This window comes from Brevibacillus sp. BD137 (assembly GCF_041644655.1).
Taxonomy (GTDB): domain Bacteria; phylum Bacillota; class Bacilli; order Brevibacillales; family Brevibacillaceae; genus Brevibacillus; species Brevibacillus brevis_D.
The window spans coordinates 23,042-35,603 of sequence record NZ_JAOTNO010000026.1 but is presented as its reverse complement, the minus strand read 5'-3'; the positions used below and the strand labels follow the sequence as shown (position 1 = coordinate 35,603).

Below are 12,562 nucleotides of genomic sequence, written 5' to 3'. Positions count from 1 at the left end.
ATGAAAAGCCCGGGGAGTGACCCGGGCTTTCTGTATCATTTCGATGCTTATTTTTCCCCATTCTCATCCAGAGCTTTTGCATAATATTCTTCCTGAATAGACTCCGGCACCATACTTCCGCCCGTCGCCCATACAATATGGGTCGCTTTTTTCATTTTTTCCGTTAGCCCTTGCTTCACCAAGTAGTGACGCCCTGCCTCCTGCTGAAACAATCGAACAGGTCCTGGCATGCCAGCCAACGCAGACGGCTCCAATCGAATGGATTCGAGATCACGCAAGGCACGCAATAAGGCATATAGCTCTTCGTCAGCGACTGTATATACACCACTGAGCAGATTTTCCATGGTTTTCCCTACGAATCGCGAAGGACGGCCAACAGCCAAACCATCCGCCTCTGTCTTGTTATCGATACCAAAGTCTTGAACGGAAACTTTGTCATGCAGTTCTATCATTAAGCCTAGCAGCATGCAGGGCGAATGGGTAGGTTCCGCAAAAAAGCAATGAACATTGTCTCCGTAGATAAGCTTCAATCCGTACGCCACGCCGCCAGGACCCCCCCCCACCCCACACGGCAGGTAGACAAACAACGGGTGATCGCTATCTACTGTGATTTGCTGCTCCTCTACCTGTTTCTTTAATCGTCCGGCTGCGACTGCATAGCCGAGGAATAGACGCTTGGAGTTCTCATCATCGATGAAATAACAATTCGGGTCGGCCTCCGCCTGCTTTCTGCCCTCTTCCACCGCTTTTCCATAATCCGATGCGTATTCGACTACCTGGACTCCTTTTGCCCGCAACAATTCCTTTTTCCATGCTTTAGCGTCCGCTGACATGTGAACAGTGACTTGAAAACCGAGCTTCGCGCTAATGATCCCGATGCTCAAGCCGAGATTTCCTGTCGAGCCTACTGCAATGGAATAACGGGAAAACAGTTCACGGAACGCATCTGTGGCCAAAATAGCATAATCATTGTCCGGTTGCAGCATCTGATGCTTTTGGGCCAATTCTTCAGCATGTGCCAGCACCTCGTAGATGCCGCCCCGAGCTTTGATCGAACCTGCAATAGGCAAATGGCTGTCGCATTTTAACCAGAGATTCCCCTGAATATTCAATGCAAAGCGAGCCTCTAGGTGCTTTTGCATCTCTTTTATCGGAACGAGTGGGGACTCAATCAGTCCACCAGCAGCGCTCGTCTCGGGAAATGCCAATTGAATGAACGAGCCAAAACGCCGCAAACGTTCTTCGGCATCCTGGACCTCCTCAGGCGTAACCGAGAGAGTTGCTTTTGCGATCTCGTCATAACCAGGGTTCGTCCAAAAAACTTCATCGGTCTTTATCATGCTAGGAAGAAGCGGATATTTCCTTTTCCACTCCTCGATTGTTAACCCTTCCACCTTTTCATTGTCTCCCATCTTGAACGAGCCCCCTATTCTTCCTTCCACTCTTTTTTGTTATTATAACGAAATAGTACGAAATTTCTCTCGAAAAACCAAATAAAAATAACTGCTGAATCCACACCTTTGATACAATGGTCGTTAAAGAAGTTGACTGTAACAAAAAGGAAAGTGATAACATGTATCGCTATACCATATGCTTTCTCAAACATAGAAATGGAATACTCATGCTAAATCGCAACAAATCACCGTTAATGGGGCTATGGAATGGCGTAGGCGGTAAGCTAGAGCACGGAGAGACTCCGCTGGACAGTGTTCTTCGCGAGGTTCGGGAAGAGACGGGCATTTTGCTAGAAACCGCTTGCTACAAAGGAATTGTCTCTTGGCGAGTCGATGGAGTTGAAACGGGCGGTATGTATGCATTTCTCGCTCATCTTCCAGAAGACTACGAGCGCTCTCAAACCCCACAGGTCGTGGAAGAAGGCATACTTGACTGGAAAGAGCTAGCGTGGGTCTTGGACCCTGACAATGCTGGCGTCCCAGAAAACCTTCCCACGTTTTTACCTCACATGTTGGAAGAGGATGAACCTTGTCAGCATATCTTTACCTACGAAAATAAACTGGTTGTCAACTACGAAACAGCTTCATTGCCAAAGCCGGTAACCACTTGAATCGGAGGAGAAACACGGATGGAAATTCGCAAGCTTGCAGCACAAGAACAACCACCAATGGATTTACTCTTTTTGGCTGACCCCTCTGTCAGATTGGTGAACGATTATTTACAAAGAGGCCACTGCTACGTCGCTGTTATGGAGGAGAGCATCGTAGGTGTGTACGTCCTGATACCAACCAGACCGGATACGATTGAGCTTGTAAATGTTGCCGTTGATGAGGCCCATCATGGCAAGGGCATTGGCAAAAAGCTCGTTCTTCATTCCATTGAAGTAGCCAAATCTCTCGGTTATAAGACGATCGAGGTCGGCACAGGGAATTCTAGTGTGGATCAGCTCGCGCTTTATCAAAAATGTGGATTTCGGATGAGTTGGATCGATCGGGACTTTTTCTTGCGGCATTATGAGGAAGAAATTTACGAAAACGGGATTCAAGTGGTAGATATGGTTCGCCTCTCTCAAGATATTTGAGATGATTGTCTAGAAACAGTGTGAACTGAATGAGTATACATAATTTATATTATGTTATCTTTGTATAGGAAAAGGTGATGCCAGATGATCACGCACTTTTCAAAATTAACCTTACAAACTGTGTCCATCCAAGGAGTACATCAGGTTTACGCAGACCGTCTCGGCTTTCCGATTTCATCTCAATCAGACAAACAGATTACGTTTCAAGTCACGCCCGATTTTCGTTTAACCTTTGTAGAAGTGTATGAACCGATATCCCCCGCCCATATTGCTTTTCAAGTGCCTTATTCCCTGTTTCATGAATCAGCGAAAAAGATCAAAGAATCTGGTCTTTTGATTGTTCGATGGGAGGATGGGCATGACATTGATGAGGAAAAAGGACGGCTGAACCTGTATTTCCGTGATGGTGACGGGAATCTTCTTGAGCTTATTGCCCACGAGTATGTGTCAGAGGAGGTCGTCGAGCCATCCACTCCCCTGCACATTCTGTATTTACGGGAAGTGGGCTGTCCTGTGGAAAGTGTACCTGTTTTTACGCAATGGCTAAAATCGAATCTCAGCATGAAAACATACGAGGATGGCGATATTTTTAACTTCGTTATCGGCGGAACGGCACATATTGTAGCCACATGGAAAAACAGGCCTTGGATCCCCATTGCCATGAAAGCGTTGCCACCGAAAATGCACGTCACTTTTGGAACACCTGACCAAACGTTCCTACAAAAAGTGCGGAGACGATTTGAAAAAAGCAACGTCCTCTTCCACTCGGATGCTCAAGAGTTGACGTTCGTCAAGAAAGGATACTCGTTTTCGGTTATCCATACACCCGAATTCGCTCCTGACATCCCGAGCAAATTGCAATTACCGCTTTCTATCTCCACCTAGCAATACAGCGGCAGACGAGGACTTCAGACGTTGTCCCTACTGCCGCTGTTCTGCTTTCACGCTATCCTCGGGCGACCTTTCTCTTCAAAAGTGGCTCGCGTCCTTCGCGTCCTTGTGTTTTCGCAAGGTAGATGGCGTATTCAAGAGGGCGGGTAATGGCATTTTTGTACTGCCCCGTTGCCCCCATCTCCCGGAAAATTTCCCGCGCTGGCTTGGGATTCACTTCGATCAGCCAGGCGCGACCATCTACATCGATGCCAATATCCAGTCCAAATTCAACCATCCGTCCAAAATGATCCTCGAGTGTTTCCGCTGTTTGAAAAGCAAGCTGCTCGCAATCATGCACGATCTGCGCAGTACGCTCCTCCCCAAACCTCGGTCGGAGAAATACCGATACAGGGATAGCTCTTCCGCCGCCATGCAGATTAGAGGTGGCACTGCGTTCTGGACCCACGCGAATCCCATGACCTGTAATGCTCCATTCACCCTCCCCATTCTTTTGAATCAAGAGGCGCATGTCTACTGCCCGCGAAGGAACCAACTGCAATCGAAGCCCTTGCTGCACGATGTATTTCTCCTGTCTCGTCCAACGGTCTACCCATCTCTGGGCGGCGGCTTTGTCTCTTACCACTGTGGATACTTTCGCCCTTTGCTTGTTACGACCGAGTAGTCGAAGTTCGTCGCCACGCTTTTCAATCGACAGGATGTTTCGTCCCCCTGTTCCATTGAGTGGCTTTACATAGAGCAACGGATGCTTGCCTAACATGTTCACCAGGCTTTGTCGGTTGTACAGGTGTGTCTCCGGAAGCCAGCGATGCATTCTCGGGTCCCGATGCAGCACCTCATGTACACGCCATTTGTTTGCCAAGCGATTGTTTGCATACAAAAAATTACTCGTCCGCCGAAAGGCCACATAGTTCTTAAACGCTTGTGTTGGTGTATAGCGGTATCGGTCGAATACAGCGTCTGGACGGTCAAATATTCTTGCTTGCCAGCCACCATTGCTCCCCGGGACATACCCTCTCACCTGCTTGCCAGCTCCAAGGACATCGTTTGGTGAAAATAGGAAAGCGGTACAGCCCAGTTCTTGTCCAGCCTTGAGCAGTCGCCGAAAATAGGTTGGCTCTGCAAAGCGTTTGCCTTCCCGCCAAGTCAAGATGCCGATTATGGGTCGTTTCAAAAGACCACCCTCTCTCGTTTCCTCCTTGGCAGTTTATTCATTCCTACATCAAATGGCGATTATCTCAGCTTCTTTTCCAAGTGAAACAGATCGAGTGGCAACGGGGCCGTGACTTCGATGACTTCTCCCCCGAATGGATGCTCAAATTTGAGCACGGCTGCGTGCAGCGCTTGTCGCTTAATGAGTTCGCGCTTCCCACCATACAGTTCATCCCCTAAAAGCGGGTGCCCAATATGACTGAAGTGAACGCGAATTTGATGGGTTCTCCCCGTCTCCAATTGACATTCTACTTTCGTAGCTGTTTGAAAGCGTTCCTTCACCTGGTAATGGGTAATCGCTGGATCGCCGTTAGGTGTGACCCTTCTGCGCGTCCCATGATTCCGATCTTTTCCGATGGGTTCATTGATTTTCCCGCGCTCTTTGGGCATTTGTCCCGAAACATACGCGACATAGGTACGCTTGATTGTGCGCTCACGCAGCATTTCATCTAACAGGGCAGAGGCCCACGGATGCTTCGCGTACAGAACAACGCCTGACGTATCCTGATCCAGTCGATGGACATGGCGGACCTTGGCTTCCAAACCTGTACGGAAAAAGTGCCCCGACACGAGATGATCCAACGTCACATGATGGTAGCGTTCGGTCGGATGTAACAGAAGACCAACCGGCTTATTCACGATGAGCAAATGATCATCCTCGTACAAGATCTCCGGCGCTTCACTGGCCGGATCAAGTCCCAATGGCTCTGGCTTGCACATCCGCAGACGAATTTCCTGCCCTGCTTTACCTACAACATGCTGGGCGACAGGTTCCCCATCCAGTAGTACTTCTTTGTGTTGGAATAAAAGATGGACCTGCTTGCGAGGCAGCTTCCACTCTTCGCGCAGCAGGTTCCCAATCTGGATGGCATCATCTTTGTCTCGGAGGTGAGCCACGAGCCATTCCCCTTCTTTTTTCATGTATAACATTTCTGTCTATCTCCCTGTTCTATGTTCATGCAATTACGCTTGCTCGATTCCTTTACTGACTTGAATAGCACGATCCAGGAAATGCTCGATCTCCTCACGACTTTTTCCGAGCTTGCTGACGAATCGAACCAGTTCTTTTCCATTGTGGAACGCAATAAAGCTCGGAATCCCGAAGACATCGTACTTTTCGGACAGGTCCGGGAGAGTATCACGGTTGACTTCGATCATATCCAGCTGTTCTTTGTATTTTTCCTCCACGGCAGGCATGAATGGATCAATGCGATGACAATCTGGGCACCAATCCGTGAAGAATTTGACGATGACTGGCTTGGCTGCTGCGATTACTTGTTCGAACTCAGCTTCTGTCTTAATTTCTCTCATGTTATCTTCCTCCCAGAATGATTTGGAAATAGTGTACCACAGGCACGGGCTGTTTGGGACGTTTAGGAGAAACAATTGCCATCACTAACAAATGAGCAAACGGAAATCCTATCTCTTGTAACCCCAAAAAATTTTAAGGTAGGTGCTACTCATGAAGAAATTCGCTGCTTTGTTGATGGTTGCATGCTTGGTAACTACTGCAATTCCTGTGTCTGCCGCAACACATGACGGTCACAAAAAACACCACAAGGTACAAACAAAAGCGCATCATATGAAGACCAAGGCTCACCATATGAAAACCAAAGCACATAAAGGCAAAGCGCATATCAAGGCTCTGCCGAAAACTGGTATGGGTGGAGCAAGCAATTAAAGGGGGATCTTCCCCCTTTTCTTTGCAACTTATGAAAAAACTTCTTGGGTCCCTTCTATTCATTAGTTTGGTTACAATTGGTTGCGGCCATACAACTCAACAACCTGTCGAAGCTCCTAAAATCGAAAGTACCATGCAAAAACCAGCAGGGCCTATCTATATCAAACAAACGGTTACCGTTTATGGTCCTTCGCTGCCACCTCAACCCACGTTCCTTCCTGCCCCTCCTCTTCCAGACGGAATCATGCCAACACTTCTACATATTCCGAAACTGAACCTGCAAGCTCGTGTAGAACCTGTCGGCGTTTTACCGAATGGGCAAATGGATGTCCCAAAGGCTTTTGATCGCGTGGGTATTTTGTCGCCATGGACGAAGCCCGGAATGAAGGGGAATGCAGTGATCGCCGGTCATTTTGATCATTATACGGGTCCAGCTGTTTTTTACCATCTGAAAAAACTAAAGCCCGGTGACAAAATCACCGTGCGTGAAGCAAAAGGAAAAACGCTTACCTTCCAAGTTCGCAGAGTAGAAAGCTTCCAGACGGCCGAAGCTCCCATCGATCAGATTTTCGGGAATGCAGAGAGCTCCCATCTGAATTTGATTACCTGCTCCGGTAAATTCAACAAGAAAACACAGGAGCACGCTCGCAGGCTCGTCGTCTTTTCCGAACTTGTTCAAGATACAAAGCTCCAAGATGAAAAACCCAGTGTTCGCAAATGAATGCGGCGACTGGGTTTTCTTGTTTGCCTTTAAATTTTTCCACCCTGCTCGATGAGACATTGCACAAATGCCTCAGCCGGGCGTGACAACGGTTTGTCCTTCCGATAAGCCACGACGAGTGTGCGTGAAGGTTTTGTTTTTATCCGCACATAAGTTGGGGGTTCGATCGTTCCGGGTGCGAGTGTAATCATCTTCGGTGCAAACGACAACCCCATGCCTGCTGCAACAAGTGACTGAGCTGTCTGGATGTTCGAGCTCTCAAACACAATTCGCGGTCGGAATCCCGCCTGCTCACAGAGCCGAAGTGAAATCGTGCGGAAGCCTTGTCCTTCTTTTAACAGGATAAAAGGCTGATCGGCTACCTCTGCGAGATCGACTTCTTTTCGTTTCGCGAGTGGATGATTGGCTGGTACCGCCAAAAAGATTTCTTCGTTGATCGCGGGAATGATTTCCAGAGACGGATCACTGATGGGCATAGTTAATAGGCTGACATCAATTTTCCCCCGTACGAGCAGCTGCTCCAAATGACTCGACGTTTCCTCCATCAATTGCAGCTCGACGCCGGGAAATTGTTTGGTAAACGTAGGCAACACCCTTGGCAGCACGTACGCCCCTGTGATCGGCAAGCTTCCTACAAGCAATTTGCCGCTTTCTCCTACCGCATAAGCTCTCATTTCCCGCTCTAGACCCTCTGACATGTCGACAAGCGTTTGCGCCACCTGTATAAAGCGCTGGCCTGCATCAGTCAGTTCTACGTGCTGCGGCAAGCGATGGAACAAGCTGACACCGAGTATTTTCTCCAGCTTCGCAATTTGCTGACTCAACGACGGTTGGGCCAAATGTAATCGATTGGCTGCCCGGGAGAAACTGCGTTCTTCCGCAACAGCAAGTACATAACGAATTTGTCGTAACTCCATATAGACCTCCCGATAGGCAAAAACTATCCTTCTTATAATTATTATATCTTTGAACTATTCTCTTTGCCATGTTACAACGTTGTTAAGAGTTTTTGAACGAAGGAGGAAAACATGATGACAGCCCGTACGATGTTTGAAAAGATTTGGGACAATCACGTTATTCACGAAGAGGCAGGCAAGCCGAGCCTTTTGTATATCGACCTGCACCTGGTTCACGAGGTGACTTCACCGCAAGCTTTCGAAGGACTTCGGTTGGCTGGCCGCAAAGTACGACGTCCAGAGCTTACCTTTGCAACGATGGACCACAATGTACCGACTGCTGACCGTTTTAATGTCAAAGACCCGATTTCTCGTCAACAAATGGAAACCTTGACGGCGAACTGTGAGGAATTCGGGATCACACTCGCGGATTTGAACAGCCCAGATCAAGGGATCGTTCACGTCATTGGTCCTGAGCTCGGGCTCACACATCCAGGCAAAACTATCGTCTGTGGTGACAGCCACACCTCCACTCACGGAGCATTCGGTGCCCTCGCCTTCGGTATTGGTACCAGTGAAGTGGAGCATGTACTCGCGACACAATGCTTGCAGCAATCCAAACCAAAAACGATGGAAGTACGCGTAAACGGCGACCTGCCATTCGGTGTCAGTGCAAAAGATTTAATTTTGGCGATTATCGCAAAATACGGAACTGACTTTGCAACTGGCTACGTCGTAGAATACACAGGCGCTGCGATCCGTAACCTGACCATGGAAGAACGCATGACTGTGTGCAACATGACGATTGAAGGTGGCGCTCGTGCCGGCTTAATCGCTCCTGACCAGATTACGTTTGACTACCTGAAAGGCAAGCGATTCGTTCCACAAGGGGAAGATTTCCTTGCAGCTGTCGAAGCTTGGAAAGAGCTGTGCACGGACGAAGGCGCTGTGTTTGATGCCTGTGTAGAAATCGAGGCAGCCGAGATCGCACCGCAAGTGACGTGGGGAACGAGCCCTGGTATGGGTACGAACATTACGAGCACCGTTCCAAGCCCTGAGTCATTCGAGACAGTCGCGCAGCGCAAAGCGGCACAGGATGCTTTGGCGTACATGGACCTTGCACCTGGCACTCCGATGAGCGAAATCAAAATCGATCGCGTCTTTATCGGCTCCTGTACAAACGGTCGGATCGAGGACTTGCGCAAAGCAGCCGAAGTGGCAAAAGGTCGCAAGGTCTCCCCTTCCGTACACGCGATGGTCGTTCCTGGCTCTCAGGCAGTTAAGCAGCTCGCTGAACAAGAAGGCTTGCACCTCATTTTCCAAGAAGCTGGCTTTGATTGGCGCGAATCTGGTTGCTCCATGTGTCTGGCGATGAATCCGGATATCCTGTCGGAGGGTGAGCGTTGTGCTTCTACCTCGAACCGGAACTTCGAAGGACGTCAAGGACGCGGCGGACGGACACATCTGGTCAGCCCGGAAATGGCAGCAGCAGCAGCAATCGCAGGTCACTTCGTCGATGTTCGAGAATGGAAAAGCGAGAACGCTAGCAAGGAGGTCTTCCAATGAATCCATTTGTCATCCACACCGGAGTGGTAGCCCCACTCGATCGTGTAAACGTAGATACGGACGCAATTATCCCTAAGCAGTTCTTGAAGCGCATTGAGCGCAGCGGTTTTGGTCAATACCTGTTCTACGAATGGCGCTTTACTGTCGATGGTGCGCCAATCGATTCGTTCATTCTGAATACACCTGCGTACAAGGAGTCTACTGTCCTTCTTGCCCGCAACAATTTTGGCTGCGGCTCCTCTCGTGAGCATGCACCATGGGCACTTCTTGATTATGGTTTCCGCTGTGTAATTGCTCCATCCTTTGCGGACATTTTTTACAACAATTGCTTCAAAAACGGCATCCTACCAATCAAGTTGAGCGAAGAGCAAGTCGATGAGCTGTTCAACCGTGCCGAAAACAAGCCGAACTATCAGCTGACCATCGATTTGCAAGAACAAGTCGTTCGTGACAATGAAGGTCTCTCCTACCCGTTCGAGGTAGATTCCTATCGTCGTTACTGCCTCCTGAATGGTCTCGACGATATTGGAATTACATTACAGTACGAAGATAAGATCGCTGCATATGAGGCAAGTCGTTAAGTTTCCCTCCATCGCATTGCGAAGAGAAAAAGCGAAGGCATCCACGAATGTGTGCCTTCGCTTTTATCATGTTTTCTAAAGGAGAATATACATGTGGCTCTCATCAAAGTATTGATCGCCATTTTTCAATGCACGCTTTTCTAAACCATATGGAAGAAAGCCCATTTTCTCATAGAGACGAATAGCAGCCGGATTGGTCGTGACGACAGCGAGCTGTATCGTATCGATATCTCCCCGCTTCTTTAAGTAGGCTAGCTCTGCCTTCATCAGAGCTTGTGCGACACCAGTCCCGCGATACGCTTCACGAACGTACATGGAGACGATGGAAGCTTTGTGTTTCGATTTCAGCCCTCTGTGGCGGAAAAAACCGATGATACCAGCCAACTCTCCCCCCACAAATGCACCAAAATAGCCGCTATCACCTGACTCCCCTTGAGAAAGTCTTTGCCGCCACTCTTCCATCGTTACCTGCATTGCTTCTTCATAGGTAGAGCCGAATGCGTCTGGGTCTGTTTGCAGCCCTTCCAGTCTAATCTTTACCAACTCTTCTGCATCATCTGGTCCCAAAAATCTAACTTCCATGCTAGGCTGCACCTCTCCTATTTTGATTTCCACTTATCTTAGTCAAGAGTTGCTCGAAAGTAAAGAACTATCTAAAAAAAGCGCCAGGAGCATCTCCCTAGCGCTTGAACCTCATCCTATGCAGTTCCCGTCTGGTTTGGATTGGTTTGCCCAAACAGCTCCATCGCTTGCTCCCGCAGCTTGAACTTTTGTATTTTACCGGAAGCGGTCATCGGGTATTCGTCTACAAACTGTATGTAGCGAGGGATTTTGTAATGAGCGATCTTCCCTTCGCAATAGTCCCGCACCTCATCCTCCGACAACGTTTCATGAGGCTTTACCCGAATGCACGCCAACACCTGCTCGCCAAATTTGACATCAGGTACCCCTACGATCTGGACGTCCAACACTTTTGGATGCGTATAGAGGAATTCTTCCACTTCACGGGGATAAATATTTTCCCCTCCGCGAATGATCATGTCTTTGAGCCTGCCGGTAATCCGATAGTAGCCTTCCTCATCTACGGTAGCCAAGTCTCCGGTATGTAGCCAGCCTTCGTGATCGATTGCCTTGACTGTCTCCTCTGGCATATTGTAATAGCCCTTCATGACCAAATATCCACGCGTGCACAGCTCACCTTGTACACCTGGCGGCAAAATGTCACCTGTCGCGGGATCGATGATTTTTGCTTCCACCTCTGCGTGCAGACGACCGACAGTCGATACTTTTCGCTCGAGAGAGTCCTCTGGGACGGTTTGTGTGATGACGGGAGAAGCTTCGGTTTGTCCGTACGCTATCGTAATGTCACGGATTCCCATTTGATCGACGACCTTCTTCATGACCTCAATCGGACATAAAGAACCAGCCATGATGCCTGTGCGCAGGGAGCTCAGGTCACGCTCGGCAAACGTCGGGTGGTTCAATTCCGAAATAAACATCGTGGGTACACCGTACAATGCTGTGCAGCGTTCGGCTTCTACAACCGCAAGTACCACACCTGGATCAAAGGCGATGACAGGAACCATCGTCGCACCTGTCGCCACACATGCCAAAGTCCCCATCACACAGCCAAAGCAGTGGAAAAACGGAACCGGTATGCACACCTTATCCGCTAACCCGAGCCGCTGACATTCCGCTACCTTGATGGCATTGTTGACGATATTGACATGCGACAGCATGACTCCCTTTGGAAAGCCAGTCGTCCCGGATGTGTACTGCATATTGATGACATCATCTGGTGAGAGCGTCGCCTGGCGCGCGTTCCGCTCTTCTTCCGTGACCCATGCAGCACGTTCGAGCAAATCACTCCACAAAAACATTCCGGGTTGTTGCTCATCCCCTAGATAGATCACATTTTTTAAATGCGGGAGCCTTTTGGATTGTAGTGCTCCAGGTTCACAGGTCTGCAATTCCGGGCAAATCTCTTGAATCATGGCGAGATAATTCGCATCGCGATAGGAATCCATTAAGAGAAGCGTCGTCGACTCTGATTGACGCAGCAAATATTCCAGTTCATGTACCCGGTAGCTCGTATTGACCGTTACCAGTACACCGCCCATTTTCGCTGTGGCAAATTGTGATATCACCCATTCAGGCACATTGGTTGCCCAAATTGCGATATTTTCCCCTTTTTGAATGCCAAGAGACATAAATCCTCGCGCTGCTTGATTGCATATCGCTTGAAATTCTCCAAACGTATAGCGAAGCCCTCGTTCGTGATAAACCAGCGCTTCCTTTTCCTGATACTTACTGGCTGTGTCGTCTAACATGTTGCCGATTGTGGTCATATGAATCATACAAGCACCCCCAAAACATTCAGACTATTCTGTAGGATTCTTCTTTTTCACCACAATCCCTTCTTTTTCCATTACGGTCCTTCTTTTCCTTCCTCCCAAAAAGAAAAGCGTCCCTTTTCTG

General features: G+C 48.8%; 14 protein-coding genes. 7 read left to right on the top strand and 7 right to left on the bottom strand.

Translation table 11 applies throughout. The features are described from left to right. Positions 1-47: 47 nt before the first annotated feature. A complete protein-coding gene (locus ODZ53_RS29070; protein ID WP_372681849.1) occupies positions 48-1,412 on the bottom strand; it encodes a D-serine ammonia-lyase in 1,365 nt (454 codons plus the stop codon). A gap of 161 nt (positions 1,413-1,573) precedes the next feature. Here ODZ53_RS29070 and ODZ53_RS29065 point away from each other — a divergent pair, with 161 nt between their 5' ends. The 3 genes from ODZ53_RS29065 (at position 1,574) to ODZ53_RS29055 (ending at position 3,421) form a co-directional block, all read left to right on the top strand. Next, positions 1,574-2,065, top strand: coding sequence for an NUDIX hydrolase (locus ODZ53_RS29065; protein WP_372681847.1), 492 nt, complete (start codon positions 1,574-1,576; stop codon positions 2,063-2,065). An 18-nt stretch (positions 2,066-2,083) separates the two neighbouring features. Next, positions 2,084-2,536 (top strand): GNAT family N-acetyltransferase, encoded by a 453-nt coding sequence (locus ODZ53_RS29060; RefSeq protein WP_372681845.1) that lies wholly within the window; start codon positions 2,084-2,086, stop codon positions 2,534-2,536. Positions 2,537-2,620: 84 nt separating this feature from the next. Beyond that, entirely contained in the window at positions 2,621-3,421 is an 801-nt protein-coding gene (locus ODZ53_RS29055; RefSeq protein WP_372681843.1) for a VOC family protein, read from the top strand. A 61-nt stretch (positions 3,422-3,482) separates the two neighbouring features. Here the strand turns inward: ODZ53_RS29055 and ODZ53_RS29050 are convergent, their stop codons facing one another. From ODZ53_RS29050 to ODZ53_RS29040, 3 genes are read right to left on the bottom strand one after another with little or no spacing between them, the layout of a single operon-like run. After that, positions 3,483-4,601, bottom strand: coding sequence for a YheC/YheD family endospore coat-associated protein (locus tag ODZ53_RS29050; protein ID WP_087350273.1), 1,119 nt, complete (start codon positions 4,599-4,601; stop codon positions 3,483-3,485). A 59-nt stretch (positions 4,602-4,660) separates the two neighbouring features. Next, on the bottom strand, positions 4,661-5,569 hold the full coding sequence (locus ODZ53_RS29045; RefSeq protein WP_372681841.1) for an RluA family pseudouridine synthase: 909 nt from the start codon (positions 5,567-5,569) through the stop codon (positions 4,661-4,663). 33 nt (positions 5,570-5,602) lie between these two features. Then, entirely contained in the window at positions 5,603-5,950 is a 348-nt protein-coding gene (locus ODZ53_RS29040; protein ID WP_372681839.1) for a thioredoxin family protein, read from the bottom strand. Between the two features lie 151 nt (positions 5,951-6,101). On the opposite strand from ODZ53_RS29040, the gene ODZ53_RS29035 reads away from it, so the two are divergent. After that, positions 6,102-6,320, top strand: a complete 219-nt coding sequence (locus ODZ53_RS29035; protein ID WP_012686218.1) for a hypothetical protein — start codon at positions 6,102-6,104, stop codon at positions 6,318-6,320. Positions 6,321-6,453: 133 nt separating this feature from the next. Further along, the gene (locus ODZ53_RS29030; protein WP_286176839.1) at positions 6,454-7,041 is read left to right on the top strand and encodes a class F sortase; all 588 of its coding nucleotides are present in this window, start codon (positions 6,454-6,456) and stop codon (positions 7,039-7,041) included. Positions 7,042-7,070: 29 nt separating this feature from the next. On the opposite strand, the gene ODZ53_RS29025 is transcribed toward ODZ53_RS29030, so the two are convergent. Next, positions 7,071-7,958 (bottom strand): LysR family transcriptional regulator, encoded by an 888-nt coding sequence (locus ODZ53_RS29025; RefSeq protein WP_012686216.1) that lies wholly within the window; start codon positions 7,956-7,958, stop codon positions 7,071-7,073. Positions 7,959-8,072: 114 nt separating this feature from the next. On the opposite strand from ODZ53_RS29025, the gene leuC reads away from it, so the two are divergent. After that, positions 8,073-9,503 carry a 3-isopropylmalate dehydratase large subunit gene (gene leuC / locus ODZ53_RS29020; protein WP_372681851.1) on the top strand — a complete coding sequence of 477 codons (1,431 nt, stop codon included), beginning with the start codon at positions 8,073-8,075 and terminating at the stop codon, positions 9,501-9,503. Continuing rightward, positions 9,500-10,084 (top strand): 3-isopropylmalate dehydratase small subunit, encoded by a 585-nt coding sequence (leuD, locus tag ODZ53_RS29015; protein ID WP_372681836.1) that lies wholly within the window; start codon positions 9,500-9,502, stop codon positions 10,082-10,084. Before leuC ends, leuD begins: the two co-directional genes overlap by 4 nt. 75 nt (positions 10,085-10,159) lie before the next feature. Here the strand turns inward: leuD and ODZ53_RS29010 are convergent, their stop codons facing one another. Both ODZ53_RS29010 and ODZ53_RS29005 read right to left on the bottom strand, forming a co-directional pair. Beyond that, positions 10,160-10,666, bottom strand: coding sequence for a GNAT family N-acetyltransferase (locus ODZ53_RS29010; RefSeq protein WP_372681834.1), 507 nt, complete (start codon positions 10,664-10,666; stop codon positions 10,160-10,162). A 116-nt stretch (positions 10,667-10,782) separates the two neighbouring features. Continuing rightward, positions 10,783-12,441, bottom strand: a complete 1,659-nt coding sequence (locus ODZ53_RS29005; protein WP_372681832.1) for an AMP-binding protein — start codon at positions 12,439-12,441, stop codon at positions 10,783-10,785. Positions 12,442-12,562: the final 121 nt, after the last annotated feature.

Coding starts and splice junctions, on each gene's coding strand:
- leuC (WP_372681851.1), top strand. CDS start 8,073: ATGACAGCCCGTACGATGTTTGAAAAGATTTGGGACAATCACGTTATT.
- ODZ53_RS29030 (WP_286176839.1), top strand. CDS start 6,454: ATGCAAAAACCAGCAGGGCCTATCTATATCAAACAAACGGTTACCGTT.
- ODZ53_RS29005 (WP_372681832.1), bottom strand. CDS start 12,441: ATGATTCATATGACCACAATCGGCAACATGTTAGACGACACAGCCAGT.
- ODZ53_RS29055 (WP_372681843.1), top strand. CDS start 2,621: ATGATCACGCACTTTTCAAAATTAACCTTACAAACTGTGTCCATCCAA.
- ODZ53_RS29010 (WP_372681834.1), bottom strand. CDS start 10,666: ATGGAAGTTAGATTTTTGGGACCAGATGATGCAGAAGAGTTGGTAAAG.
- ODZ53_RS29025 (WP_012686216.1), bottom strand. CDS start 7,958: ATGGAGTTACGACAAATTCGTTATGTACTTGCTGTTGCGGAAGAACGC.
- ODZ53_RS29035 (WP_012686218.1), top strand. CDS start 6,102: ATGAAGAAATTCGCTGCTTTGTTGATGGTTGCATGCTTGGTAACTACT.
- ODZ53_RS29040 (WP_372681839.1), bottom strand. CDS start 5,950: ATGAGAGAAATTAAGACAGAAGCTGAGTTCGAACAAGTAATCGCAGCA.
- ODZ53_RS29060 (WP_372681845.1), top strand. CDS start 2,084: ATGGAAATTCGCAAGCTTGCAGCACAAGAACAACCACCAATGGATTTA.
- ODZ53_RS29065 (WP_372681847.1), top strand. CDS start 1,574: ATGTATCGCTATACCATATGCTTTCTCAAACATAGAAATGGAATACTC.
- ODZ53_RS29070 (WP_372681849.1), bottom strand. CDS start 1,412: ATGGGAGACAATGAAAAGGTGGAAGGGTTAACAATCGAGGAGTGGAAA.
- leuD (WP_372681836.1), top strand. CDS start 9,500: ATGAATCCATTTGTCATCCACACCGGAGTGGTAGCCCCACTCGATCGT.
- ODZ53_RS29045 (WP_372681841.1), bottom strand. CDS start 5,569: ATGTTATACATGAAAAAAGAAGGGGAATGGCTCGTGGCTCACCTCCGA.